Origin of the sequence: Halobellus marinus, from assembly GCF_032113415.1 — an archaeon.
Lineage (GTDB): Archaea > Halobacteriota > Halobacteria > Halobacteriales > Haloferacaceae > Haloquadratum > Haloquadratum marinus.
Genome location: NZ_CP134946.1, coordinates 116,592 through 142,820, shown reverse-complemented (window position 1 = coordinate 142,820; position 26,229 = coordinate 116,592). Strand labels below are relative to the sequence as shown.

The following is a 26,229-nucleotide window of genomic DNA, read 5'->3' as shown; positions in this document are numbered from 1 at the left end:
CCCGTCGGTACGTACGTGACGATGATCGGAGGTGGTCCGACGTGACGATGGAGGACCGGATCGAGGAGCTGCGCGAGAAGCGCGAGCGCGCGCTGAAGGGCGGCGGCGAAGGCCGTATCGACGCCCAACACGACAAGGGCAAGATGACCGCCCGCGAGCGCATCGACTACTTCCTCGACGACGGGACGTTCAACGAGTTCGACCAGCTCCGGACCCACCGGAACCACAACTTCGGGATGGAGGAAAAACAGCTCCCGGGCGACGGCGTGGTCACCGGCTACGGCGAGGTCGACGGGCGGAAGACGTTCGTCTTCGCCCACGACTTCACCGTTTTCGGGGGCTCGCTCGGCGAGGTGTTCTCCGAAAAGATCACGAAGGTGATGGACAAGGCCGTCGAGGTCGGCGCGCCCGTCGTCGGTCTCAACGACTCCGCGGGCGCACGCATCCAGGAGGGCGTCCAGTCACTCGGCGGGTTCGGCGAAATCTTCCGCCGGAACACCGAGGCCTCGGGCGTGGTCCCGCAGATATCGGCGATTATGGGCCCCTGTGCCGGCGGCGCAGTCTACTCGCCGGCGCTCACCGATTTCACCTTTATGGTGAAGGACACCAGCCACATGTTCATCACCGGGCCGGACGTGATCAAGACCGTCACCGGCGAGGAGGTGAGCTTCGAGGAACTCGGCGGCGCGGTCACGCACGCATCCACCTCGGGCGTCGCGCAGTTCGCCTGCGACAGCGAGGAGGAGGCACTCGACGACATCCGGCGGCTGCTGTCGTATCTCCCCCCGAACAACGTCGAAGATCCCCCGCGGGTCGAACCGTGGGACGACCCCGACCGCGAGGACGAATCGCTGAATGCGGTCGTGCCCGACGAGCCCAGAAAACCCTACGATATGCACGACGTCTTCGCGGGCGTCCTGGACTCCGACTCCTTTTTCGAGGTCCACGAGGGCTTTGCGAAGAACGCACTCGTCGGCTTCGCGCGCCTCGACGGCCACTCCGTCGGCATCGTCGCCAACCAGCCACGCGTCAACGCCGGGACGCTCGACATCGAGGCCTCCGAAAAGGCCGCGCGGTTCGTCCGCATCTGCGACTCGTTTAACATCCCTATCGTCACCTTCGTCGACGTTCCGGGCTTCCTCCCGGGAACCGACCAGGAACACGGTGGCATCATCCGCCACGGCGCGAAACTGCTGTACGCCTACTCGGAGGCGACGGTGCCCCTGCTGACGGTGATCACGCGGAAGGCCTACGGCGGCGCCTACGACGTGATGGCCTCGAAACACCTCGGCGCCGACGTCAACTACGCGTGGCCGACCGCCGAGATCGCGGTGATGGGGCCGCAGGGCGCGGTCAACATCCTCTACGACGAGGAGTTGGCGGCGGCTGAGGACCCCGAGGAGCGCCGCGACGAACTCATCGAGGAGTACCGCGAGGAGTTCGCGAACCCCTACACCGCCGCCGATCGGGGCTTCATCGACGCCGTGATCGAACCGCCGGAGACGCGGGCGCGCCTGATCGACGATCTGGAGATGCTCCGCTCGAAGCGCTCGTCGCTTCCGGACAAGAAACACGGTAACCTGCCGATCTGAACCGATGAGGGCCGCAGACGACACCGGCGCCGACGACTTTCTCGATCGGCTGTCGCTCCCTGCCGACGCCGACGACGAGGAGGCGGCCGCCATCGCCGCCGCCGTCGCCGCCCACCTGCGGGACGGCGAGTTGGCCGCTGCGGCTGTCGCGGCCGCAGCCGGGGAGTCGGAGCCGACGTGGGACGGCGAGAAGTGGACGTTCGCGGGACGCGTCGCCGCGACGACCGGCCGCCGCGTCGACCGCGTCGCCGACGGCGCGCCGCGGGACAAATGGACCGCTGCCGGACGGGTCGAGCGGTTCTGATCCGGTCCGGTGCGGAAGACCCGGTTCGATGCGGACTGCCCGGTTCGGTGAGAGACGCGCTCCGCTGTCGATACCGGCGGCTACCGACGCGACGACACCGAGAAGGAAGTCCCGATCAGGCCGACGAGGAGGGCTTCGAGCCGCCCTTCTTCCGCGTAATGTAGCCCGCGATCCGGTTGCGCACACCCTTCGACTCGACGTTCGTCAGGGTCGCGACGCTCTCTTTGTTCGTCTCGAAGTCCGTGTTGAACGCTTCCGGATACTTCTCCAGCAGCACCTTCCCGAGCTGTTTGACGTATTTGGGTTTGATCGCCATATCCTCTCTTCCGCCAGCGCGCACAAAAACGATTCGTTCCGACTTGCGGACGGCCACGCGACGGACAGCGAGCGCCGCCCGTAACCCGCTACGGCGCCCGGCCGAGCCGCTCGTCGAGGATGAGCCTGGTCTTGGTATCCTGCACCTCGTCGAGTTCGCGGGCGCGCGTGATCAGTTGGTTCACTGCCCCCGTGTCGGCGGCGTCGACGATCAGCACCACGTCCTCCTCGCCGGAGACCTGCCAGACGAAGTCGACCTGCTCCCAGGTGGCCATCTCCTCGGATACCTCGGTCGTGTCGACGTCGACCTTCACCGAAATTTCGATCATCGCCTTGATGTTGCCCGTCCGCGTCGAGACGGTGAACCGCTCGATGATCCCCTCATCGAGCAGTCGTTCGACGCGGTTCCGGACCGTTCCCTCGGAGGTGCCCACCTGCGAGGCGATCTCCGTGTAGGGGGTCCGGGCGTCGCGTCGGAGGATGTCCAGGATCTGCCGATCGAGATCGTCCATACGGGGCCAACGGGTTCGGGGGGCTTACAGATTACGAAATTCGTAACTCAGCTACGAAAGTAACACTTATACCCCCAGATCACGTCCGTTTCTCGTAATGTCGGACGCCTACCTGGCCCTGGAGGACGGCCGCGTGATCGAGGCCCGCGGGCGCGCTCCGGGACGGACCCGCGGTGAACTAGTGTTCACGACTGCGTATACGGGATACGAGGAGAGCCTGACGGACCCATCCTACGAAGAACAGGTGCTCACCTTCTCGTACCCGCTCATCGGGAACTACGGCGTCCGAAGCGAGCGGTTCGAATCCGAACGCGTCCACCCGCGTGCGGCCGTCGCCCACGAGTTCACCGAGGACGTCGCCGAGTGGCTTCAGTCGGAGAACGTGCCGGCGATCGATCACATCGACACCCGCGAGTTGGTCACCTCGATCCGCGAGGGGGGTGCGATGAAGTGCGGGATCGCCGTCGGCGATGACGTCACGCCGGAAGACGCAAAAGCAGAACTGGAACAGTGCAAGGGGATGAGCGAGCACGTCGACATCGGCAAGCGCGTGACGACCGTCGAACACACCACACACGGCGACGGCGACACCGACGTCGCGCTCATCGACTGCGGCGCGAAGAAGTCGATCGTCGACTCGCTGGTCGAACGGGACGCGACAGTCCACGTCCTTCCGTACGACACGACCCCCGCCGAACTCGCCGACCTCGACCCCGACCTGCTTTTCATCTCGAACGGGCCCGGCGACCCGGCGAACTTCGAGGCCGCCGAGACGCTCGTCGACGAGTACGTCGGCGAACTGCCCATCGCGGGCATCTGTCTCGGCCAGCAGGTCGTCGCACGGGCGCTCGGCGGCACGACCGAGAAGATGGACTTCGGCCACCGCGGCGTCAACCAGCCGGTTCGTGATCTCGACTCCGGCCAGGTCGTGATGACGACACAGAACCACGGGTACACCGTCGGCGAACCCGGCGACGAACTCGACGTCAGACAGGTCAACGTCAACGACGGCACCGCCGAAGGACTCGCAAACGACGACCTCGGCGTCATCACCCGTCAGTACCACCCCGAAGCCCACCCCGGCCCTCACGACTCGCTCGGTTTCTTCGACGACGTCCTCGCGCTGACCGAAGAGAGCACACGCGCGGTGGCCGGCGACTGATACCGATTACTCTCACTTTTTATCGCCAATCGCCACCCTCGTTGACGGCGAATCCGTCCCTGACTGCCGCTACTCCTGTTGACGGATCGGCGACAGAATTCTCCCGTTCGGCCGGAATACCCACGGATTTATGACGAAACGGACGGTGGACTGATTTATGAGTCATCCGGAGATCGTCCAGAACGACCTCGCCGACGAAGACGTGGTCGCCCGCGTCGACCTCGGCAGCGAGGACGAACTGTACGTGACGCCGACGCGGACGCTGGTCTACCGCGCGGAGGGGTTGCTCTCCGACGAGTCCGTCGAGGAATACGCTCACGACGCCGAGCGGATCACGGTCTCGGAGGGGCGTCGGAAAGCGAAGATCACGCTGGACTACGGCCTCGACGGCCAGAAAACGATCTCGCTGCCCGCAAAGCGGCTCGAACGTGCTCTCCAGCCCATCCTCGAGGGGGTGTTCAAGGCGAACGACGTCCTCTCGGACGAGGAATCGATCGAGCGGCTGTTCCGCTTCAGCGAACTCACGATCGCGATCGCAGAGGAGCGCGTTGTTCGCCACATCGGATCGAACCTCTGGGACGAGGACTTCGAGTCGTACCACTACGAGGACGTGACAGATCTGGCATTCGAGGACGGCAGCGTCGCTACCTCGGTAGTCCTGAGCGTCGCCGGCCGCAGGGAGCGCTTCAAGGCGCCGAACGAGGACGCCCGCGCCGTCCGCTCCGCGCTCGAATCGACGCTTCTCTCGTACTGGGAGGTAGACTCGATCGAGGAACTCCGCGCGGTCACCCAGCCCGACGACGACGACGAGACCGACGGAGACGACGTGTCGGCGGAGGCTGCGGGCCGGGACGTGTCGTTCGGCGACGGGCCCGACCCACTGATCGCCGATCCGGCCGAGCCCGACGATCTCCCGGAGAACGCCACGCGGGGGAGCGTCGAGGAGCCGGCCACCGGGAACAGGTCCGCCGAATCCGAAGGTTCGATCGCAGCCGGGGACGCCACAGGAGCGGAGGAGCCGACCGCAACACAGCCGACCGCAGAATCGAGCGAAGGCGAGTCGGGTCCGGAGTCGGTCACACAACCCCTCGAGCAAGGGAGCACCGGGTCCGAAACGGGGACTCCAACCGACGCTGGAGGGACCGCACCGACGTCGACAGGCGGATCTGAGCCGGACGCAACCGAGACATCACCGGCGGATCCGCTCGGGGAGACTGCACAGGGTGCGTCCGCGTCAGAGACCCGATCCCCGACGGAAACGCAGTCCACATCCACGGAGGGTACGGAGCCGACACCGGGAAGCGAGGCTACCAGCCCGCAACAGGATGACGTGCAACAGGATCCGAGACGGGCGTCCGAAGAAGGGGCAACGGCGCCCGCGGAAGCGGTTTCCGAACGGGGGGAGGCGAGAAACAGCGCCGACTCGCAGGGCAGCGACGGATCGACCAGCGACAGGTTTGCGGGCTCAGGCTTCGAGTCGGCCGCGCCGGCGGCGGACGAACAGATCCGCGAGGAACTGTCGGAACTCCGCGCGGTCGTCGAGCGGCAGAACGAGGAACTCCGGGCGCAGCGGGAACTCTTAGAACAGCTCATCGAGGAGCTTCGACTCGGGCGGTAGCGGGCGTCTTAAACTGGCTCGTCTCGGAACCGGACGATTGGAACCTCTGGGATACCGTCGTAATCATCATCGGCACCGACAAGCAGCAGCCCGTCGACGGTGGCTGCAGTTCCCAGTGCGAAGGCGTCGCCGAGTGCAGGCGAGTAGCGAGACTTGAAGTCAGCCGCAGTCGCCCACGTCTCTTCGGTATCGACTCGGCGAATCCCGCTTTCCCGGAGGACGTCGACGACAGCATCAGCGCGATCCTCGCCGTCGATCGCACGCACGATATAGTGGACCTCAGCGAGATTGACTGCAGAGATAAATCCCTCCGCAAAACCTTCGACGGCATCGAGGTACCGCTCGACGAGGTCACTGCCCGGTTCGTTGCAAAAATAGGCGACGAGTGGTTCCGTGTCGAAAACGACTGTTTTCGGGATGTCAATCTCGTCGCTCATTCGTCGTCACTGTCTTCGACGTATCGCCGGCGCAACTCGGCCTCGCTGGCCGCGTCGGTGTCCCGCTCGTCTCGCAATCGCTCGGTTGCCGAACGACCTTGCTCGTCGGTTTTGCCTTCCAACACGCCGCGCAGGTCTGTGACCGACGTGATGGGACGAACGACGATCTCACCGTCTTCGGTCCGAACGAACTTCACCCGGCCGGGCGTCTCGATACCTAACTCCTCCCGGAACTCTTTGGGAATTGTCGCCTGTCCGCGGGAGGAGACTGACACAACTTTTTCAGACTCTGCGCTACTCATACTTTTTCACTTCATTACTTTATGTGATTCACACATAAGTATGTCGTGAGTGTCGAGCGACTCATTCACGGCCGAGAACCTTTTTGACACACGAGGGGCCGAACGGCCCCAGTTTGCCGGCCTCGAATTTGACGAAGTGCCCGGTCGAAAGCCCGGCGCCACAGCGCCGGCACTCGTAGTCGCCTTCCCGCTTGACAACCTGCCGTTCGAATCGGACGTACGTGCCCCCGCGACGTGTTCGGATCCGACCGTCCTCGCGCTCGATGATTCCCCGGAGCTCGGCCGTATCGAGGATCTCCCGCGTGAGCGCGGGATTGGTGGTCACGGTCTCGATGCGATCGACGGCCGCCGAAAGCGACAGCGATTCGGTTTCGACGTGTGCCAGCAGGTCGACGCCGAGTTCGACGCGCTCTGTGCGGTCGAGTTCGGCGACAGTCGGGTGAGTGGTGTTCGATTCGGTACTCACCTCTACCGGCGGGATATCGGACTCCTCGCCAGTTTCGGGTTCGGTCCCCTCGACGTGGGCGTGGTCCGCTCCGACGTCGTCGTCCGCTCTGGCGTGGTCCGCTCCGGCGTCGGCGTCCGCTCTGGAGTCGTCCGCTCCGGCGTCGGCGTCGCTCTCGGTATCGTTTGCAGACTCGAACGCCGACAGGTCCGGCTGCTCGTCGTCGACCACGGTTCGCTCCCTCGTCGGCGCCGCGGGAACAAAACAACTGTTATGCCCGCCCGGCCGCGACGCGGGCACGATGGATCGCTCACGACTCCGAAAGCGGGTCGTCGTCGGGGCGGCCGTTGCAGTCGTCGCTGCGGGCGCGCTCCTGGCCTCGCCTGACGCCGTGCTCTCGCGGGCGGCGTGGCTCGTCGCGGATCCGATTCGGCTGCTGGTGGCTGCGGCCGTGCTCGCGGTCGTTCGGCCGCTGCTCGCGTGGCCAACGACGCTGCTCGCCGTGCTCCTCGGCTACGGACTCGGGTTTGTGGGTGTGCTACCCGCGCTCGCTTTGGTCACGCTCACGAGCGTGCCCCCGTTCCTCCTCGCCCGACGGTACGGCCGCGGCGGCAGCGTCGCCGACGCGGGCGAGGCGTTCGTCGACCGCGCGGGCGGCGTCCGGAGCGTCGTCGCGAGCCGACTCGTGCCGGCGCCCTCGGACGTGGTCTCGATCGCTGCGGGGATGGCAGGCGTCCGACTCCCGACCTTCCTGCTTGGGACGGCGATCGGCGAGGTGCCGTGGGTACTCGCTGGCGTCCTCGCGGGGGCGTCCGCAGAGCGGCTGACCGCCGGCGCCGTCGCGGGCGCGGCCGACCTCCGGGTCGTCGTGGCTGCGGGCGCGGTCGCCGTGCTCCTGCTCGGTCCGACGGCGTACAGGTGGGCCGTCGATCGATTCGCAACCGCCGACGGGTCGGTGAAGATCGGGGAGTCGTGACCGGACTGACACCCGCGCCGTCGTCGGAGTTGCGAAGGTTTAAGAGCGTCATCGGACAACGAGGAGACGAGCCCGGGTGGCTTAGCTGGACATAGCGCCGCACTCATAGGGTTTCCCGAGATTCGGTGCGGTTCGCCTTGGAAGCCTCCGCCGCTCCCCACGGGGCCCGCCGAGCCTCGAACCTGGGACATGCGGAGATCGTGGGTTCGGAGCCCACCCCGGGCACTCGTCGTATTTTCATACGCTACGACTCGCTGGGACTGCAACGGCGACTTCTAGGAGCGGGTGCCGGGAAAGCCGACGATATCAATCTCAACGTTTGGACGGGCTAAGATGTATATCCTTCCGGACCCCACTCCCTGTATGAACCAAAACGTCGGCGCGACCGACCGTCAGCTCAGAACCGCCCTCGGAGCCATCTTTGGCACCGGATCACTCGCGATTCTCGCAGGCGTGGGCTCGCTTCCGACGATACTCTCGCCCGTGCTGGGAGTGATCGCCATTATGATGCTCGGGACGGCAGCGACAGGGACCTGCGGCGTGTACTCGGTCCTCGGCGTCAGTACGTGTCCGATGGAAGCAGAGAACTGATACTGTCGGAGGTATCTCTCTGGAAATCCTCGCACCACGAGGTGTCGGAATATTCCACGAACGGACGTCCGACAGTATGACAAAGGGGTGCATTCCAGCCGATGGACGGCGTCGGGACGCCACGAAACCGGCTGTGGTGGCTTGCAGGCAGGTGATGGCGTTTTGTTCGTCGACTCCCTGAAACACATATGAGTAGACGTCCGGAAACCCTCGCTGATGTGTCCGACGTCGACTGTACCGGGCTGCAAGCGCTGATTACGGGCTCGACGAGCGGGATCGGTCGTGCCGCCGCCCTGGCGCTCGGTCGACTCGGCGCGGATGTCATCGTCCACGGCCGGGACACACAGGCGGGCGCGGCGGTGGTCGACGAACTCGCCCGGATCGGCGCCGACGCCAGGTTCCTGCAGGCGGACTTCGCAGATATCGAGGCAGTCGAAGCGCTTGCGACCACCGTGCGCGAGGAGACTGACGGGCTGGATCTGCTCGTCAACAACGCCGGCGGGCTGTTTCGGCACGGAAAGCTGACCGACGCAGGCGTCGAGTACACCTTCCACGTCAACCACCTGTCGCCGTACCTGCTGACCGCCGAGTTGCTCGATCACCTCCGTGAGGGTGCCCGGGTCGTCACGACCGCCTCCGGCGCACACCAGGGAACCTCGCTGAACCTGGATCGAGTACGCGGCCCCGACCGATACACCGGATTCACGGCGTACAGCCACTCGAAGCTCGCAAATATCCTCTTTGCGACGGAACTCGCCCGACGGCTCGACGCAGGGGGTCGCGAGATCACCTCCAACAGCATCCACCCGGGCGCGATTCCGGGAAGCGGGTTCAGTCGGTTTCTTCCCGGCCCGCTGCCGAACCTGTTCCAGCGACTCGAAGCAGTCCCCGGGATAACGTCCGTCGCCGACGGGGCCGCCGAGATCCTCTTCGTTGCCGTCTCCCCACGCACTGCGGCCGTGTCCGGCCGGTACTTCGCGAATCAGCAGCCACGCACGCCGTCGGAGGCCGCCCGGGACGGCGAAGCTGCCAGGCGGCTCTGGGCGGAGAGTGCAAGGCTTCTCGGGATCGACGAACCGCTAGCGGAGTACGACAGACACCCCGCCGCGGCCGGCGATGGAAACGTCCCGGAAGACGCCTGATAATGATTACTCTCACTGTTTCCCACCGAGCGCCACCCCCCGGTGGGAAGAGACGAGAGTAATCATTATGAATCCACTGAGATGACGCACGATCGCATCCACGCACGGGAGCCCGCACACCACCGTGATCGGTGGTCGGTCGGGAGGATCAGGTCGATCACGGAGCGGGATGGCCACTGTGTCGTCACGGTCGATTCCGAAGATGGCGGGTCGATGGAACTCGTCGTCACGCTCGCCGTTCGGGACCTGTTCGTGAGTCGGCTAGATATCGACGAGGGGGAGTCACCCGTCGGCGAGCGTGTCTGGTACCGGAAACACGGCGAGGATTAGCGGTTTCGCAGTTCGCTATAGCGGGCCTCGACATCGATCATCGGCCGTGGGTAGTCGGTTCCCAGTTCGACGCCGTACTCCGCTTGCTCCTGATCGCTCATTCGCCAGGGCCGATGCGCGGACTCCGGCGGGAGGCCCGCGAGTTCGGGAAGCCAGGTCGTGACGTAGTCGGCGTCGCCGTCGTACCGGTCGGCCTGCGAGAGGACGTTGAAGTGGTTGTCCCGGGAGTCGTTGCCGACGCCGGCCTGGTAGGCCCAGTTGCCCCAGTTCGAGGCTACGTCGTAGTCGACGAGTCGCTCCTCGAAGTAGGCCGCACCCCACCGCCAGTCGACGCCGAGCGCGTCCGCCAGGAAGGAGGCGACGTTCTGGCGGCCGCGGTTGGACAGATAGCCCGTCCGGTTCAGTTCGCGCATATTCGCGTCGACGAAGGGAACGCCGGTCTCGCCGTCAGCCCAGCGCCTGAACGCCTCGCGGTCGCGGTCCCACTCTTTGTGGACGTCGCGGATGCCAGTCGGGGCGAAGAAGTCCGCGCCGTGTTTGCGGAACTGGAACTGGAAGAAGTCGCGCCACAGCAACTCGAAGACCAGCCAGTAGGTGTCCTCGTTTTCGACTCGTTCGTCCTCGTAGCGCTTGACTTCCCGGTGAATCCACCGCGGGGAGAGACACCCAGCAGCCAGCCACGCCGAGAACTTCGAGGAGTAGTCTGCCCCCAGCAGCCCGTTGCGTGTCCCCTTATATTCGCGGAGGTGATCGCCCTCCCAGATATACTCCCGAACCCGGTCTTTGCCCGCGGACTCGCCGCCCGAAAAGTGGAGGACTGCGCGGTTGTCTGCCGGCGAGACTTCCCGATCGTCCGCCGAGAGCGACGGGACCTCGCCGGGATCGAGTCCACGATCGGGCGTCGGCACCGTCTCGGGAGCGGCGACCGGGTCGCGGACCGAGGCGCCGGCTTCGACCTCTTTGCGCCACGGCGTGAACGTGTCGTCGATACGATCGTACGGTGTCGGCAGGTCCGAAAGATGGTACAGCGTGTGGGTCCACCGGCGCTCGAAGGCGACGTCCTCGGGCAGCGCCCGGCGAACCGCGTGCTCTCTCTCCAGTTCCTCTGTCGCGGGCTTCGTCTGCGCGTAGACGGCGTCGGCGTCGACCCGCTCGGCGAGATCTGGCACGACCGATTCGACCCGGCCCGCACGCAGTAGTATGTCACCGCCGCGCTCCCGGAGAGAGTCTCGGAGATCGAGCAGGCTTTCGCGGCGGAACCTGCCACGGCGTGGCCCGCGCTTGTCGGTCCCATAGCGGGTCTCACCTCGCCGGCGGGGGTCAGCGACGTAGACTGGGAGGACCTCGTCAGCGGCGGCGACGGCGTCGGTCAGGGTCGGGTTGTCGTCGAGGCGGAGGTCGTCGCGGAACCAGACGACGGCTGTGTCCATACCGACGGCAAGGACCGGTCCGGTATGAAATTGGGGTAGTCGTGAGTTCTCAGGTGGGCTACGGCGGGAGTGCGATTCGCCGGCGTCGGCAGCGGGCGTCCTTTCCGTCCTCAATTGCGGGCGAACCCGCTGTGATTCGGCACCGGGTGCTCCCGGAGCAGTGCTGCGACAGGATCACTCCGCTTCGAGCGCGAACAGCGCTCCGGCGATGTTGCCGACGTAGAGCCTCCCCCCGACGACTGCCGGCGAGGAGAAGACGGGACTGCCGGTCTCGAAGGACAGTTGCCGATCACCGTTCGCTGCGTCGAGTCCATAGACGTGGCCGTCGTTGCTGCCGACGTAGACCGTTCCGTCGACGACTGCCGGCGACGAGAAGATCGACCCCCCGGCTTCGAAGATCCACTCTGCATCGCCGCTGGCTGTATCGACGGCGTACAGGTTTCCGTCGTCGCTGCCGACGTAGACAATCCCGTCCGCCACCGCCGGCGACGAGAAGACGGAGTTGTCGGTCTCGAAGGTCCACAGCGGCTCTCCGTCCGCCGCGTCCATCGCGTACAGCCGTCGGTTGTCGCTACCGACGTAGAAGGTCCCGTCGGCGATCGCTGGCGAGGAGACGCCACCAGAGAGGGTGCCGTACGTCCACCGCGACTCCCCGCTTGCGGCGTCGAGCGCGTACAGGCCCCGGTTGTCGGTCCTGAGATAGACGGTCCCGTCGGCGACTGCCGGGGATGAATACACCGCCCCGTCGGTCTGGTAGGCCCAGATGCGCTCGCCGCTGGCCGCGTCGATCGCGTACGCGTAGCGGTCGGTTCCGCCGACGTAGACGGTCCCGTCGACCACCGCCGGCGACGACTGGACGGCAGCCTCGGTCGCGAACGACCACTGCCGGTCGCCGTCGGCCGCGTCGAGCGCGTAGAGGTTCCCGTCGTTGCTGCCGACGTAGACCGTTCCGTCGACGACTGCCGGCGAGGAGACCACACCGTCGTCGGTCGCGAACGTCCACCGTTCGCTGCCGTCGTTGCGGTCGACCGCGTACACGTGTCCATCCCGGCTTCCGACGTAGACGGTCCCATCGACGACTGCTGGGGATGACCCCACCGCGTCGTCGGCCGTGACGGTCCACCGGCGCGTAACACCGTCTGTGGGTCCGGTCGCGGTCCGCGGGTTCCCGGTGTTCGCGGCGTCGGACCGGTACATCGGCCACTCACCGTCGGCCTGTGGGGGCTGCTCGCTCTCGCCGGAGTCGTTGGAGAGCGCCGAACAGCCGCTCGTGAGCGTCAGTCCCGCTACACCCAGGAATCCACGGCGCCTCATTGTGTGTGTCTGTGTCTCACAGGGCAAAATGGTTGTTGGCGGGCGGAGTCCGGAGTCAGAGTGCACTCCGGAGGCTACGAACCGATCGCTACACGGACTCGGTGCGACCGATTGAGACGGGCTAGGCATCGGTCAGATCGTCGGTATCCGCCTCGGCACCGCGCTCCGGCAGGAACACGAACACGACGCCGGCAACGCCGGTCAGTCCCGCGAGCAGGAAGAACGACTCCGCGAACAGGTCCGCGTCCGCCAGCGCGCCCACGGCGGTGGAGCCGAACGAGCCGATGATGAAAAAGCCCGTTCGGAGCGCGCCCCACGCGGTCCCCCGGATCTCGGTCGGGAGCAGCGCGACGATGTAGGCGTTCGAGATGGGGCCGACCGAAAGGCGCATCCCGAGGAGCGAGACGGCAGCAGCGAGTGCGGGGAGCCCCTCGGCGTACGGAAGCGCGACGAGTGGGACGATGCCTACGAAGGAAACAACCGCGAGCACCCGCCCGTGGCCGTAGCGGTCGGCGAGCGCTCCGCCGCCGGACTGAAACACCGCGGCGCTGAGAAACAGCAGGCCGAAGAGCGTCCCGGCGGTCGCCTCGGAGAGCCCCTTCGCCGTGACGAAGTACGTCGTCAGGAACGCGGTCACGCCCTGGAAGACGAAAAGCATCAGGGTCGCACCGGCGACAGCGAGTCCGACCTTTCGCGAGGAGACCGCTCGTTTGACGGCGGTTGCGCCGGATTGGACGCGTGCGACTGCGTCGCTGTCCCAGACGTTGGTATCTGACGTCTCGGCGGTGCCATTCGAATCTTCGCGTGAGTCGAATTCCGGGACGAACGCACGCAGTGCGAATCCGGCGATCAGGAACCCCGGCGCGGTCAGCGCGAGCGCGCCCCGCCAGCCGACAAGCCCCGTGGCATAGGTCGCAGCGGGCGGGAGCACGGCGGCGCCGACGCTCCCCGCGGCGAGGACCGTTCCGAACGCCGCGCCGTCGTGCTCGGTGTAAACCCGGGAGAGCAGGGTTCCTCGCGGCGGGCCGAATAGGCCGGAGGCCAGCCCGAATCCGGCGGTCGCGAGCAGGAACACCCCGAAGGTCGGCGCGACTGCGTACACCGCCATCGCAAGGGCGCCGCCGACTGCGCTCGCTGACAGTAGCGTCCGCTCGCCGAGTCGGTCGATTAAGGCGCCCACTGGGAATTGCATTGCGGCGTAGGTAACCCAGAGTAAGGTGATCGCGGCGCCCGCGACAGTGTCCGAGACTGGAAAATCGGCTCTGATGGCCGGGAGGAGCGCGGGAATCACAAAGCGAAGTCCGAGAACGAAGAACCACCCGCCCGCGACCGCCGACACCGTCCAGCCGCGGCCTCCTCCGCGGAGTGCGTCGACCGCCGACGAGACACGGGCGGCGATGAAATTGGGCACGGATGTGATTACTGTGAGTAGTCGCGGTAAAAAGACCCTGACGAATACGGCAGACGTCGGTGGACCTGCGATGACACTATCGCTACCCGATAGCGTCGAAAGAAGTCGAAGGTGAAAGCCGGAGTCGGTTCCGGTAGTTCTCTGTTTTTCAGCCTAGTCTCGCCGTTCCCATCGAAGATGGAAGCTCGCGAGAACGTTAGTTCTCGCGGCGGATCGCGAGCAGGGCTGCGGCGAGGAGCGCGGTGAGCGCGACGAACACACCGAATCCTGGCGTGGAGGTCGGCGTCTCAGTGTCCGGCTCCGGTGTGTCCGTGTCCGGCTCAGGCTCGGCCGTCGTCGTGTCAGGTTCAGCCGTGGCGGTGTCCGTATCCGGTTCCGGCGTGTCCGTCTCCGGTTCCGGCATCGGCGTACTCGTATCGACTACTTCGACGACGGTGCCGTCTTCGGTCACTTGGTCAGCGCCACCCGAGCCGTCGTTGATGACGATCTCGTAGGTGTCGCCGACGTTCTGCTCGCTGAAGTCCAGGTCCGCGTTCCAGGTCCGGTCGGACTGGACCACGGGCGATGCGGTCTTCAGGAAGCTCGGACTCGTGCCGTCCGTACTGCGCACGCGGAGCGTTAGTTCCGTGCCGGGTGCGAGCGTCGTCGTGCCGCTGACAGTCTGCTCGGCCGCGTCCGAGACGTTGTACGGGGTGCCGACCGAGAGTTCGGGCTCGACGACCTCGTAGTCGACGAGGGTCTCCGCATCCTCGTCGTCGTCGAGGTCATCCGGCGCGAAGTCAAAGCCGTTGTCGTTGTAGACGGTGAAGTTCGCGGTCAGCCCTTCGTCGTCCGGGATGTCCTGATCGCTCCGTGTCGTGTTGATTTCGTCGGTGTCGAACAGCACGTAGTAGGTGTCGTTCGCACCGTCGGCGATGACTGTCGTGTTACTCTCGTTGAGCAGCACCTCGAACGCCTGCTGGTTCGCACCCGCTTCGGACTGTTCGACGGTCAGATCGTAGACGCCGGCGTCTTTGATCGTGTAGAACCGATCGGTGACGTCTTCAGTCTGCTCTGCACCGAGCGCGCCTTCGAGACCGGAGCTCTGCAGCTCGTGAACCACGATATCGCCGTTAGCGATCTCGGAGGACTGCGTCAATTCGCCGTTTTCGACAGCTTCCGAGACGTCTTCGAGGTCCGAGATGGAAACGTCGTCAGGTGCCGTCCAGGTCCGGAACTCCGTCGTTCCGCGATCCTGCAGGCTCACGGTTTCGACGTCGGTCGATTCAGTACCCGAGACGCCCGCGTCCGGACGCGCTTCGAGGTCGTACTCGCCGGCGTCGATCAGGTCCGAGGTGTTGGTCGTAAGGTCCCAGTTGCGGACTTCGTCGTCGCTGTCGTCATCGACGCTCCACAGCGAGGTGCTGCTGCTCTCTGTGAGTTCACTGCTGCCGGTCTCGCTAACAGCCCACAGCGAGTAGGTGTTCAGGTAGACAGTGACCTGATCGTCGCCGTTGTTGTCTTCGACACTCACGTTGGAGACCACACCCTGGCTTTCCGTGCCGAACGTCAGCGTCGCCGTGTCGGTCTGTTGGGTTTCGACTGTGAATTCTATCGTGTCACCACGCTGGTCGGTGACGACGCTCTCAGTGAAGTCTGCGCTCTTATCGCCCGCCTCGCTGACGGTGACGTCCGAGGACTCGACCTCGACGCCGGAGTAGTCGTCGGTCACGTGAACCGTGTAGTTACCCGTATCCAGGTCCAGCCCGGAGCTGGACGGATCGAAGCTGAAGTCGTACGATCCCTGCCCGCTGAGGGTCGCATCGGTCGTCGACCCGTCGACGGTGTCACCGCTGCTGTCGAGCAGTTCGACGGTGATGTCGCGATCGGACGCGCTGGCCTCGACGGTGCCCTCGATCGACTCGGCGGTCGTCACGTCGGTATCGTCGACGGTGAGTTCGAGGCCGAGGTCACGGAGCGTGAGTTGCGTGTCGTCGATGTTGCTCCCGGCGATGCTGATGTCGTACTCTCCGAGGTCGCGGTCGCTCGTATTGAACACGAACACCTCGCTGTTCGTGTCGGTCGAGCCCGAGAAGTAGTAGCCGTTGGGCCCTTCGATTTCGACGTCTTTGTTGTTACCGCTTTCGCTGACGATTGCGATGTTGCCGCCCTCGTAGGCGTTCTTGTCGTCGTCCTTTTTGACTGTCACCGGCGCGAACGTGACGGAGTTGTTGCCGGTGTCGGAGTCAATAAGGCTGTTATCGTCTGCGTCTTCGATATTACTCGACAGTTCGACTTCCAGATCGCCGGTGAGAATCGTGCTGTCGGTAGTGATGAAGACGCGCTCGGTGAATCCGGTATCTTGGACGGTGTAGTCACCGACTTCAGATTCGTCCTCGTAAAGGGTGATATCGCTTGCGGAAACGTCGACCGCTTCACTGAATGCGAGTTCGACACCCACGCCCTCGTCACCCGTATCGTCGTAGTGCGTGGCACTACTGAGTTCAGGGGAGCCCGAAGCCGTATCTTGGACGGTTAACGTATCGATTACGGTCGAGTCTTCGAAGGTGTCATCGGTGTTGTTGTCGACAGCGAACGTCGCTTCATAGTTAGTATTGCTCGATACGGACGGCGCTTTTACACCTGTGAGATCGAACGTGAGATTGATCTGTTCCGTATCGAGTCCACTACCGTCCGGATCGACGGTAGCAGTGAAGTTATTGTTTCCGTCGTCAACTGAGGTGCTTGTAATCGATACGTTATCCGCACTATTAATCTGGACTGTAGAATTGTCGGTTCCAGAGAGATCGAATGCTGCACCGTTCGGGAGTGAAAAGATGTAGTTTACGGGCGTAGTGTTAGAGGTATTTAGTGTCCCGTTGAGCTTAATCGTATGTGTGTTGTTGGAAGTCTCCACTACCGTCGTATTGGTAACATCGCCGCCATTTGTCTGCGGATCGTTCACAGCAGCGACGCTCCCCGAAAACGCGACGGTCCCCGCGAACACGCTGAAGATCATAAGCGCCGCGAGGAACACTGCGCGGCTCTTGGTTGTCTCTTTTGTCATATTTGCCCCCCTTAGCACGACGACAGTATCACGTGCGAGAATCGGGATCTTCCGACCGTACGCGAGCGATGCCGCCGATGTAGGAGTACTACAAACGATTGATAGGAGACCTAAATAGTTTTCTTCGTCGATATCAGGTATCTGACTTACTGACACTTTCGCGGCAGCGATACAGATTCTCATCAATCAAAATAGCGTCCGCGAACAGAGGATCGAGCACTATTCACCGTTGCTGGGGACAGCGAACGAGCAAGATAGACACGAGTGCCGCGGCTATCCGAAGTAGCGCCGAAAGAAAGTGGAAGTCGAAAGGCCGGAATCAGTTCCGGTGGTTCAGCCGTTCAGCTCAGTCGCGACGGATCGCGAGCAGGGCTGCGGCGAGGAGCGCCGTGAGCGCGACGACCACACCGAATCCGGGCGTGGAGGTCGGCGTCTCAGTGTCCGGCTCAGGCGTGTCCGTGTCCGGCTCAGGCGTGTCCGTGTCCGGCTCAGGCGTGTCCGTGTCCGGCTCAGGCGTGTCCGTGTCCGGCTCAGGCGTGTCCGTGTCCGGCTCAGGCGTCGCGGTGCCGACGGATTCGACGACCGCGCCGTCTTCGTCCACTTCGTCGGCGTTGCCGCCGTTGACGACGATCTCGTAGGTGTCGCCAACAGCCTGCTCACTGAAGTCCATCTCTGCACTCCAGGTGCGGTCTTCCTGAACGACGGGCGAGGCCGTCTTCAGGAAGCTCGGGCTAACACCGTCGTCACTGCGGACGCGGAGGGTAAGCTCCGTACCCGGAGCGAGCGACGTCGTGCCGCTCACGGTCTGGCCTTCGGCGTTCGAGACGTTGTACGGCGTGTCGACCGTGATAGTCGGCTCGGTAACCTCGAACGTGGCGCTGATTGTCTCGTTCTCGTCGTCATCGAGGTCTTCAGACGTGTAGTCCGGGACCGTCGAGTCATCGTCGTTGATGACCGTGAACTCGGCATCAAGCGCCGTATCGTCCTCGATCGAGTTACCGTTCTCGTACGTCACCGCGTCCGAATCGTACGCGATGAAGTACGTGTCGTTCTCACCGTCGGCGATGACGGTCGCATTCTCCGAGTCAAGCTGCAGGACGTCCGCATCCTGATTTGCACCCGGATCCGCTTCCTCGACCGTCAGGTCGGTGAAGTTACCCGTAGCGGTGAAGAACTCGTCGGTGATATCCTCCTGGTCTCGTGCGTCGAAGGCACCTTCGAAGCCGGAGGCTTCGAGCTGGTGGATGACGACGTCACCGTTAGCGACATCGGAAGACTGGGTGATTTCACCCTCGTCGAGACCCTCGTTGATGTCTTCGAGATCCGAGGGAGTGCCGACGGATTCCGGAGCGGTCCACGTACGGAAGGCATCCGTACTCCGCTGTTCGAGTGTGACAGTAGCGACATCGTCCGAGTCATCCGTGTAATCGTCTCCAGCACGGACGTCAAGGTCGTAGTCGCCAGCGTCGATCAGGTTTTCGAGGGGGTCCGAGTGAACGGACCGGGTCTCGATTTCGTCGTCGCTGTCGTCGTCGAGAGCGAAGACCTGACCGTCGGCGCTACTGTTGTTGAAGTTGAACGTGTCCGCGTACACCGTGACTTCACCGTCGTCATCATCGTCGATGACTGTGGCAGTCGCATTCACGCCGTCACTCTCCGAACCGAACACAACAGTTGCCGTGTCCGTGCTCGTCATTTCGACGGTGAACTCAAGGATGTCACCACGCTGGTCGGTGACAACGTTGTTCTCGAAGGAAGCTTCCTCGTCGGCCGCCTCACTGACGGTCACCGTCGAGGATTCAGAGCTAACGAAGCTATTGTCGTCCGTCACTTCGACGGTGTAGTCTCCTGTATCGAGGTCGCTCGCGTCGATGGAGAAGTCGTACTCACCCTGACCATTGAGTTGAATGTTATCAATAGTCTCGCCGTCCACAGCGTCACCGTCTTCGAGTAGCTCGATCGTGATCGGACGACTGGATGCGCGGGCCTCGACGGTACCCTCGATTTCTTCGTCAGTCGTGACGTTGGTTTCGTCGAGATCGATACTCAGACCGAGGTCACGAACGGTGAGGTTATATGTAGTATCGTCCAGTTCGTACTCTTCCGTTTCGAGGTTGTCGGTGTCAACGTAGAACACCGAGCTGTTGTCTCCAGAACCGTAATTCTGGAAGTAGTCGTCGTTTTCGATCGTGTAATCCGTGATTTCGTCGCCAGTATCGTTATAGAAGGCGATTGTCGTTCCCTGGTAGGAGTCTATGTCCTGAGTGAGGTCTTCATCGTACGACTCGGCAGCGAAGGCGACTTCGTGCGGGCCACCCAGGTCCTCCAGGTCACCGCTGAATTCGACTTCTAGGTCGTCAGAGGCGTATCGTTCGTTGTCCTGAAGCACTAAGACGACAGTACCGTCAGTGCTGGCGTTCTGACTGGCATCAAAGTCGATTTCGTCATTAATCTCGTCGCCGTCATCAGTAAGTTCGACGTTATTACTAGTGACGGTCGTATTGTCTATACTTCCATCCTGAACCGGTACTTCGATTATCCAGACGTCACTGCTGTTTTCATACTCAACAGCGCCGCCTGCGTATTCTGCTTGCGCAGCAGCACTCCCTGTGAACGCCACGGTCCCAGCGAAGACGCTGAAGACCATAAGCGCGGCAAGGATTACTGCGCGCGTCTTGTTTGAGTTTCCTGTCATAGTTTGTTGTGTTTACCGCAATCGGCGACAGCAGCTTTGCGCGCACCGAACGCCGGATGCGTGCGTCCGATCGGTCGGACGTGGTCCGCAGTACTCGCTTCTGCCACCATGGGTAGGGGTACAGGGCAAACAAGTACGACGTCCGGTAAATACTTTGTGTAGTTGTCTGACGCAAACCGCCGCGAGAACGCCACAGTCGCCGGAATTCTATGAGAAGACTTCACACGGTCGGGACTATCGATCGAGTAGGGTTCGTCCGCTCGATTCCGCGCAGGTATCAGATCGTTCGGCCTCGACAATCGAGAGCGAAACGGGGCACTGGAAGAGTAGTGTTTTCCGATCCCGGCGTCGTGGTCGTCGCCCCGCACTCCTTCGGCAACGTACCACGTCGACCCTACTCATCAGTCCGCAAGCGACTCCAGTTTCCGCACGATCCTCGCGTAGACGTCGGGCGCACAGTACCAGCCTGCGTCGACCATCTCGTCGATGACAGTCCGAGCAGCGTCGGGGGAGATCACACCACGAGACGCGAGCAGCAGAATCAGATATGCTGTCCCCCGCGTCTCGATTCCCTCCGTCGCCGCGACGTCACGACCGTACGTCTCGTCCATCACGGCCACCCCGTCGTTTCTCCCGGCGTAAGCGAGCACGGCGGCGTCGGCGTCACTCAGGTTCTGATTCTCCCGCAACCGCGACAGCAACTCGGTCTCGACGACCTCAACGATTTCAAAAACGCCGTCATCGACGGCGCACTCGACGCGCCGTGCGTCGGGATAGTCCTGCTCGATGCCCGCTTCGACGACCTCACAGTAGACCGGTTCGGGAATCACACACGGCTCGTCGAGGTGGTCCGGAAGCGCGATTCGGTCGACTTTCGCCAGATAGATGAGCGGCGTCGCGTCGAAGACCCACATTTAGAGGTCCTCGAGATCCTCCCGAAGATGCTCGTCGTCGACCCAGGTGACGTCCCGCTCGTCGGCTAGCTGCGCGAAGTCCCAGACCGACATCCCCGCGATTTCGGCTGCCCTGCTGAAGGTGATCGAGCCCGATTCCAGTCGTTCGAGCGCCTGCTCGCGGCGCCACTGTTCGAGTCCCTCTGCGAGCAGCTTCCGGATAGCTGTACTCCGGTCGAGTTTCTCGGCTTCGAGGTACGCTTCGAGTTCGGCTTCGACCTCGTCGGGCACCCGGGCTGATACCGTTCCCATACTGTATACGTCGTGTGCAACGTATACAAACCTTCGGTTGCACCAATAACGCCGAAGAAAGTAGGGGATCGATCGACTACCAATCCCTTTACCGGACGCCGCCCAACCCGACCCTATGGATTCCATCAACCGGATGGCCATCGAACTGATCGACGAGGCCATCGACTTCGCGGACGAACTCCGCGTCGACCCCTACGAACTGGACTCGGGCGCCACCGTCCTCGATTTCGGTGTCGACAGCGAGGGCGGCCTCGAAGCGGGAATGTTGCTCGCCGAGGTCCAGACCGCCGGCCTCGCGACCGTCCAGGCGCGAATGGACGAGATCGCCGGCGCACCGACGCCCCACGTCGAACTCGCAACCGACCACCCCGCCGTCGCCCTGCTCTGTTCGCAGAAGGCGGGCTGGGAACTCACCTTTGACGATCCGCCGTTCGACGGCCTCGGATCGGGACCGGCACGCGCGCTCGTCGCCGAGGAGGACGAGTTCCACGCCATCGAGTACGCCGACGAGTTCGATCTCACCGTCCTCGCAGTCGAGAGCATCGACCTCCCGGACGACCGGATCGCCGAACACGTCGCCGAGCGCGCGGGCATCGATCCCAGCGGCGTCTTTCTCCCCGCCTACGCAACGGGTTCGACCGTCGGCAGCGTCACCGCGGCCGCCCGCGCGGCCGAACTCGCGCTCTTCCGCCTCTTCGAACTCGGCTACGACGTCCGGAACGTGAAGTCAGTGTTCGGTTCCGCCCCAGTCGCGCCGGTAAGCTACGACGAGAGCGTCGCGATGGCGCGGACGAACGACGCCCTCGCGTACGGCGGCGAGGTCCACCTCACCGTCGCCGAAGACTTCGACGAGTTCGACAGCCTGCCGTCGAGCGCCCGCGAGGAGTACGGCACGCCGTTCGCGGAGATCTTCGAAGACGCCGACTGGGACTTCTACGAGGTGCCCGAATCCGTGTTCGCGCCCGCGAAGGTGACGATCGACGTCGTCGACGGCCCGACCCACGTCCTCGGTGAGACCGACGAGAAACTGCTCGCGGAATCCTTCGAGTACCGGTAGCAACGTGCGATTCAAACTCCTCCCCGAACCGCCCAAGTCGCTCGATCTCGTCGCGGACGCCCAGCGCGCCGTCCCGCTCGTCCCCGGCTCGGAAGACGACTGCTGCGCCCGCCTGATGCGCCGAGTGGACTTCCGCTCGCGCGACGTCGCGCGGACGTGGCTCACGTTCCTCCGTGCGCTCGAACTTGCCTCGGAGACGTCCTCGGGGTTCGTTCGGGAGTCGACCGAGCCGACGCCCGAACACCTTCGAGCGGCGTTCCGCGAGCGGGTCTACGGCGCCCGCGAGGTGCTGGCGTCGCTCGATAGCGACGAGCCGAAATCCGTCGACGACGTCTTCGCCGACTTCGAGGAGCGCGTCCCGGTCTGGGAGACCCACCGCGCGGCCGGAGACTGGCGCGACGTCTGGCGCGAGCGCGTCGAGCGGATCCTCGGATGGGCAGTCCTGCTGGATCTGGCTGCCGAGCGCGACGGCGGTTACGTGCGCGTAGAATAATCAGTCCGCTCCAGAATCAGTACGCTCCAGGACGCCCACGTCAGTCTGCTCCCGAGCGCTCACGTCGCTGGCGGAACGTCCGGCCCGCTTCCGTGCTCGTCGTCCGCGACGCCGTCGCCACCATCCGCATCGCCGTACTGCTCTCTGAGCCGCCGGATCCGCTCGGGAATCGGCGGATGCGTCAGGTGGAACGCGGCGTAGGCGGGGTGCGGGAACGGGTTACTCAGATTCTCGCCCGCGAGCGTGCGCAACGCACGCGCCATTGATTCAATTTCGCCCATCGTCTCGGCGGCGAAGTCGTCGGCCTCCCGCTCGTGGGCCAACGACAGCCGGTTCGTCAGCGGCGCAGTCAAAGACAGCACCGGCGCGGCGTACAGGAGGCCGATCCCGAGCGCGGCGTAGGTCACCTCCGGCAGCCCGAACGCCGCGTACACCCACTGCGACGTCGTCACCCACCACAGGAACGCGAAGACCACGGCCATCTGCACCGCGGAGGCGGCCAGTTGCTTCCAGATGTGGGCCTTCTTCCAGTGAGCGAGTTCGTGTGCGAGCACCGCCTGGATCGCCTCGCGGTCCATCTGCTCGACCAGCGTATCGAAAAGCACCACGCGCTTTGCGCGCCCGAACCCGACGAAGTACGCGTTCGAGTGCGAAGACCGGCGGCTCGCGTCCATCTCGTAGATCTGCTCGCAGTCGAAACCGGCGCGCTCGAAGACGTCCTCGACGGCCTCGCGGAGGTCGCCGTCCTCGATCGGCTCGAAGTCGTTGAAAAGCGGCGCGATCACACGCGGGTAGAGTACCATCATAAGCAGCGAGAAGCCGACGACCAGCGCCCAGCCGACGACGGGCCACACAGTCGGCAGCGCCGCGACGGCAAGGAGGATCCCGCCCGCGATGAGGCCGCCGAAGACGAGCGCGACGACCGTGCCGACGACCAGATCCCGCAGCCACAGCGCCGGCGTCTGGTTGTTGAAGCCGAACCGCTCCTCGACGACGAACGTCTCGTAGGCGTCGAACGGCGCCGACAGGACGCGCCCGGCGAGGACGGCCCCAGCGAAGAGGACCACGCCCTGCGCCGCGCTGGGGAGCCCGGTCTCGGTCAGCGCGGTCGCGATATCGCCGTAGAGTCCCGAGACGACGATCGCGAGGATTGCGAGGACGCTGACCCACGACTGGATCCGCGCGAGGATCGTTTTCGAGCGCTGATACGAAAGCATCGCCTCGGGGTCGTCGACGTCGAGCGCATTCTGCACCCACTCGGCGGCGTCGCGGACGGCCGAGGCGCCGTACCGGAGGTTCAGGCGGTCGAGGACCGTCTCGAGCAGTTGGACGCCGACGAGGAGTCCGACGAGCGCGAGTACCGCTATCGATACCATTATTCACTGGTGGGGCGTCGTGGAACTTCAACGTCGCGGACGGGAATGTTCGGCTTGGAGAACAGCAATACCGCGGTATTGTGGGTAACGTCTCGATTTCGGGGAATAGTTTTATATTCGCCCACTCTACGATAGCATATGTCCGATGCGAAGTTGGATGACAGAGGTCGATTGACGCTCCCGAGAGAACTCCGCGAGCGATACGGCGACCACTATTACGTCGTCGACCTCCACGACGGTATCAAACTGGTTCCGATCGCAGACGATCCGCTCGATGCGTTGCGAGACGAATTCGACGACGTCGAAAAGACGGCCGAAGAACTCCGTGAAGACGCTCGAAGGGCAGCTCTGGACGAGGCGGGACGCTGAATGTACGCGGAGACTGATTTTCTCTTGGCGCTCATCAAGGACGAAGACTGGCTCGGGACAGCCGCTGAGACCCTATATTCGGAGCACGATCAGGACCTCTGGACGTCACAGTTCACACTCATCGAACTCCTTCTCGTCGCGTACCGCGAAGAGTTGGATACAGAGCGGGTAGTCACAAACGCCGCAAATTTAGTGGAAGTTCGCGGTGATGAAAAAACGGTCGTCGCGGCGTCAACGTACGTCGAAGACCACGGCTTCACCCCTTTTGACGCGCTTCATCTCGTCGAATCTGATGGCGACACGATCGTTTCCAGTGACGACGCGTACGAGGGATTTGTGCCGCGACTCGACCTGAAGGAAGTAGACGAAGAGTGAGATACTTGTGAGGCGCTCAGCGAACGATCGTTGAGTATCGACGAAACACGGCTAGTCCCGACCGCCCTCTGCTTCCGACGTGCCGCCGTCGTCGACCTCCATCACCGTCCCGACGCCCTTCGATTGGCCCTCGCGGAAGACGAATCGCTGGCCCTCCTCGACGAGATACGGCCGGAACTTGAACTCGACCGTCGCCGTCCCGGTGTCGCCCGGCAGGAGTTGGCCGCCTTCCGGCCGGAAGATGGCCGCCTCGCCGACCGTCTCCAGGTGGACCACCGGCTCGTATCCGTCGCGGATGCGCGTCGGATGGTTCAGGACCATCACCTCCGCCTCGAACGACCGGACGGGCGTCGGGTCGGCGTCGGCGGGGAGCAGCGCCATCCCGCGTTCGATCTCCTCCTCGTCGACGCCTTTCAGCGCGATACCGACGATCCGGCCCGCCTTCGCCCGGTCGACGCGGTGGTGGTGCATCTCGATCGATCGGACCTCGACCTCGCGGAACAAGCCGTCCGACATCGGGCCCAGGAGGAGTTCGTCGCCCGCTTCGACGCTCCCGGAGTTGACGGTCCCCGAGGCGACCGCGCCGACCCCGGTGATCGAGTAGGTCCGGTCGACGTACATCCGGAAGTCCGCCCGCTCTTCGGTCGCGGTCTTCGGCAGCCGTCGGAACATCGCATCGAGGTCGTCGAGGCCGTCCATCGTGACCGCGCTGGTCTGCAGGACCGGCACGACCGAATCGCCCAGTTCCTCGACGGCGACCTCGACGCCGTGTCTGTCGACCCGCAGCGGCGTCCGGTCGACGTCCCGCAGCAGGCGCTCGACCTCGCGTTCGACCGCTTCGAGGCGTGCTTCGTCCACGGTGTCGGCCTTCGTGATCGCGACGACGGTCGGCAGTTCCATCGCGAGCAGGATGCCGAGGTGTTCCCGCGTCGTCTTCGTCGGCCCGTCGTCGGCCGCGACGACGAGCAGCCCGTAATCGAGGCGCTGGCCGACGAGGCCGCGGATCGTCGTCCGCAGCCACGGCTCGTGGCCGACCGTGTCGACGAACGAGACCAGCCGGTCGGACTCCTCCACCACGCGTGCGCGATCAGATTTCCGATGGGGGTTGTCCATATGGACCGCCGCCCCGTCGGCGAACCCGTAGACGGCGTAGGAGAGATCCGCCGAGAGCCCGCGCTCGACCTCGTGAGGTTGGACGTCCAGGAAACCGCGAGTCCCGCCCTCGCCGTCGTCGGCGGTCCCGGTGACGAGCGAGCCGACCAGCGTCGATTTCCCGTGGTCGACGTGGCCGGCGGTCCCGACCACGATGTGGTCCTCGTCGACGTCGAGCACCGCCCCCTCCTCGACGGTCGCGACGCCGACGATTCCGTTCTCGCCGTCGTCGCCGACGCCCCACGTTTCGGCATCGGCGATGTGTGCGCCGGCCTCTTCGGCGAGGATCGAGAGCACGTCCATCGATTCCGAGAAGGCTTCCGGCGAGATGCCCGCAATCCCGCCGTCGTCGGTGACCCCGACCACGTACGTCGCCGTGCCGTCCCCGGAGAGCACGCGGTGGCGGAGCTGCGCCGCGAGACTCTCCAGCCGACCGTCTGCGAGGTGGAGGTCCCGCGAGAGCCGCTCTTTGAATTCGACATTGCCACCCTCCTCCTCGCCGCGCTCGAGGGCCGCTTCGAGAACGGCCCGATCAGCGCTCATAGCCGGCGATAGGGAACGGCTTATTAAAACCCTTTTC

General features: G+C 64.2%; 26 protein-coding genes and 1 tRNA gene. 13 read left to right on the top strand and 14 right to left on the bottom strand.

Annotation, left to right across the window (positions count from 1 at the left end):
• The first annotated feature begins 47 nt into the window (after positions 1-47).
• Entirely contained in the window at positions 48-1,592 is a 1,545-nt protein-coding gene (locus RJT37_RS00715) for an acyl-CoA carboxylase subunit beta (protein WP_313690046.1), read from the top strand.
• A 4-nt stretch (positions 1,593-1,596) separates the two neighbouring features.
• Positions 1,597-1,896, top strand: a complete 300-nt coding sequence (locus RJT37_RS00710; protein ID WP_313686931.1) for a DUF8022 family protein — start codon at positions 1,597-1,599, stop codon at positions 1,894-1,896.
• Between the two features lie 115 nt (positions 1,897-2,011).
• Here RJT37_RS00710 and RJT37_RS00705 read toward each other — a convergent pair whose 3' ends face one another.
• Positions 2,012-2,212 carry a 30S ribosomal protein S17e gene (locus RJT37_RS00705; RefSeq protein ID WP_311172557.1) on the bottom strand — a complete coding sequence of 67 codons (201 nt, stop codon included), beginning with the start codon at positions 2,210-2,212 and terminating at the stop codon, positions 2,012-2,014.
• 88 nt (positions 2,213-2,300) lie between these two features.
• Complete coding sequence (locus tag RJT37_RS00700) at positions 2,301-2,723, bottom strand: Lrp/AsnC family transcriptional regulator (protein ID WP_313686929.1); 423 nt, start codon at positions 2,721-2,723, stop codon at positions 2,301-2,303.
• 97 nt (positions 2,724-2,820) lie between these two features.
• Between RJT37_RS00700 and carA the strand changes: the two genes are divergently transcribed.
• Together carA and RJT37_RS00690 are read left to right on the top strand one after the other, a co-directional pair.
• Positions 2,821-3,885: a glutamine-hydrolyzing carbamoyl-phosphate synthase small subunit gene (gene carA, locus RJT37_RS00695; RefSeq protein WP_313686927.1), complete on the top strand. Its 1,065-nt coding sequence runs from the start codon at positions 2,821-2,823 to the stop codon at positions 3,883-3,885.
• Positions 3,886-4,042: 157 nt separating this feature from the next.
• The gene (locus tag RJT37_RS00690; RefSeq protein ID WP_313686925.1) at positions 4,043-5,503 is read left to right on the top strand and encodes a DUF7115 domain-containing protein; all 1,461 of its coding nucleotides are present in this window, start codon (positions 4,043-4,045) and stop codon (positions 5,501-5,503) included.
• 8 nt (positions 5,504-5,511) lie between these two features.
• Here RJT37_RS00690 and RJT37_RS00685 read toward each other — a convergent pair whose 3' ends face one another.
• From RJT37_RS00685 to RJT37_RS00675, 3 genes are all read right to left on the bottom strand, one after another.
• Positions 5,512-5,940, bottom strand: a complete 429-nt coding sequence (locus RJT37_RS00685; RefSeq protein ID WP_311172553.1) for a PIN domain-containing protein — start codon at positions 5,938-5,940, stop codon at positions 5,512-5,514.
• Positions 5,937-6,242, bottom strand: coding sequence for an AbrB/MazE/SpoVT family DNA-binding domain-containing protein (locus tag RJT37_RS00680; RefSeq protein WP_311172552.1), 306 nt, complete (start codon positions 6,240-6,242; stop codon positions 5,937-5,939). Before RJT37_RS00680 ends, RJT37_RS00685 begins: the two co-directional genes overlap by 4 nt.
• A gap of 61 nt (positions 6,243-6,303) precedes the next feature.
• Entirely contained in the window at positions 6,304-6,708 is a 405-nt protein-coding gene (locus RJT37_RS00675) for a DUF5830 family protein (protein ID WP_313690044.1), read from the bottom strand.
• A gap of 280 nt (positions 6,709-6,988) precedes the next feature.
• Between RJT37_RS00675 and RJT37_RS00670 the strand changes: the two genes are divergently transcribed.
• From RJT37_RS00670 to RJT37_RS00650, 5 genes are all read left to right on the top strand, one after another.
• Complete coding sequence (locus tag RJT37_RS00670) at positions 6,989-7,663, top strand: TVP38/TMEM64 family protein (RefSeq protein WP_313686921.1); 675 nt, start codon at positions 6,989-6,991, stop codon at positions 7,661-7,663.
• A 70-nt stretch (positions 7,664-7,733) separates the two neighbouring features.
• Positions 7,734-7,888: transfer RNA gene (locus RJT37_RS00665), tRNA-Met, on the top strand.
• 138 nt (positions 7,889-8,026) lie between these two features.
• Positions 8,027-8,254 carry a YgaP family membrane protein gene (locus RJT37_RS00660; RefSeq protein ID WP_313686919.1) on the top strand — a complete coding sequence of 76 codons (228 nt, stop codon included), beginning with the start codon at positions 8,027-8,029 and terminating at the stop codon, positions 8,252-8,254.
• Between the two features lie 188 nt (positions 8,255-8,442).
• Positions 8,443-9,396, top strand: coding sequence for an SDR family NAD(P)-dependent oxidoreductase (locus RJT37_RS00655; protein WP_313686918.1), 954 nt, complete (start codon positions 8,443-8,445; stop codon positions 9,394-9,396).
• An 81-nt stretch (positions 9,397-9,477) separates the two neighbouring features.
• On the top strand, positions 9,478-9,726 hold the full coding sequence (locus tag RJT37_RS00650; RefSeq protein ID WP_313686916.1) for a DUF7861 family protein: 249 nt from the start codon (positions 9,478-9,480) through the stop codon (positions 9,724-9,726).
• On the opposite strand, the gene RJT37_RS00645 is transcribed toward RJT37_RS00650, so the two are convergent.
• The 7 genes from RJT37_RS00645 to RJT37_RS00615 form a co-directional block, all read right to left on the bottom strand.
• A complete protein-coding gene (locus RJT37_RS00645) occupies positions 9,723-11,156 on the bottom strand; it encodes a DASH family cryptochrome (RefSeq protein ID WP_313686914.1) in 1,434 nt (477 codons plus the stop codon). The genes RJT37_RS00650 and RJT37_RS00645 overlap by 4 nt on opposite strands.
• Positions 11,157-11,330: 174 nt before the next feature.
• Positions 11,331-12,470: an outer membrane protein assembly factor BamB family protein gene (locus RJT37_RS00640; protein ID WP_313686912.1), complete on the bottom strand. Its 1,140-nt coding sequence runs from the start codon at positions 12,468-12,470 to the stop codon at positions 11,331-11,333.
• Between the two features lie 121 nt (positions 12,471-12,591).
• Entirely contained in the window at positions 12,592-13,881 is a 1,290-nt protein-coding gene (locus RJT37_RS00635; protein WP_313686910.1) for an MFS transporter, read from the bottom strand.
• Positions 13,882-14,077: 196 nt separating this feature from the next.
• Positions 14,078-16,321, bottom strand: coding sequence for a DUF7827 domain-containing protein (locus RJT37_RS00630; RefSeq protein ID WP_313686908.1), 2,244 nt, complete (start codon positions 16,319-16,321; stop codon positions 14,078-14,080).
• Between the two features lie 952 nt (positions 16,322-17,273).
• On the bottom strand, positions 17,274-19,622 hold the full coding sequence (locus RJT37_RS00625; RefSeq protein WP_313686906.1) for a DUF7827 domain-containing protein: 2,349 nt from the start codon (positions 19,620-19,622) through the stop codon (positions 17,274-17,276).
• A gap of 401 nt (positions 19,623-20,023) precedes the next feature.
• The gene (locus RJT37_RS00620; RefSeq protein WP_313686904.1) at positions 20,024-20,536 is read right to left on the bottom strand and encodes a PIN domain-containing protein; all 513 of its coding nucleotides are present in this window, start codon (positions 20,534-20,536) and stop codon (positions 20,024-20,026) included.
• A complete protein-coding gene (locus RJT37_RS00615) occupies positions 20,537-20,827 on the bottom strand; it encodes a UPF0175 family protein (RefSeq protein ID WP_311172531.1) in 291 nt (96 codons plus the stop codon).
• A gap of 115 nt (positions 20,828-20,942) precedes the next feature.
• Between RJT37_RS00615 and mch the strand changes: the two genes are divergently transcribed.
• Together mch and RJT37_RS00605 are read left to right on the top strand one after the other, a co-directional pair.
• A complete protein-coding gene (mch, locus tag RJT37_RS00610; RefSeq protein ID WP_313686901.1) occupies positions 20,943-21,884 on the top strand; it encodes a methenyltetrahydromethanopterin cyclohydrolase in 942 nt (313 codons plus the stop codon).
• 4 nt (positions 21,885-21,888) lie between these two features.
• Positions 21,889-22,377 (top strand): double winged helix-containing putative transcriptional regulator, encoded by a 489-nt coding sequence (locus RJT37_RS00605; RefSeq protein ID WP_313686900.1) that lies wholly within the window; start codon positions 21,889-21,891, stop codon positions 22,375-22,377.
• A gap of 59 nt (positions 22,378-22,436) precedes the next feature.
• Here RJT37_RS00605 and RJT37_RS00600 read toward each other — a convergent pair whose 3' ends face one another.
• Positions 22,437-23,753 carry a M48 family metallopeptidase gene (locus RJT37_RS00600; protein ID WP_313686898.1) on the bottom strand — a complete coding sequence of 439 codons (1,317 nt, stop codon included), beginning with the start codon at positions 23,751-23,753 and terminating at the stop codon, positions 22,437-22,439.
• 138 nt (positions 23,754-23,891) lie between these two features.
• On the opposite strand from RJT37_RS00600, the gene RJT37_RS00595 reads away from it, so the two are divergent.
• Positions 23,892-24,122, top strand: a complete 231-nt coding sequence (locus RJT37_RS00595; RefSeq protein WP_313686896.1) for an AbrB/MazE/SpoVT family DNA-binding domain-containing protein — start codon at positions 23,892-23,894, stop codon at positions 24,120-24,122.
• Entirely contained in the window at positions 24,123-24,497 is a 375-nt protein-coding gene (locus RJT37_RS00590) for a PIN domain-containing protein (RefSeq protein ID WP_313686894.1), read from the top strand.
• Between the two features lie 51 nt (positions 24,498-24,548).
• Here RJT37_RS00590 and RJT37_RS00585 read toward each other — a convergent pair whose 3' ends face one another.
• Complete coding sequence (locus RJT37_RS00585; RefSeq protein ID WP_313686892.1) at positions 24,549-26,192, bottom strand: GTPBP1 family GTP-binding protein; 1,644 nt, start codon at positions 26,190-26,192, stop codon at positions 24,549-24,551.
• Between the last annotated feature and the right edge of the window lie 37 nt (positions 26,193-26,229).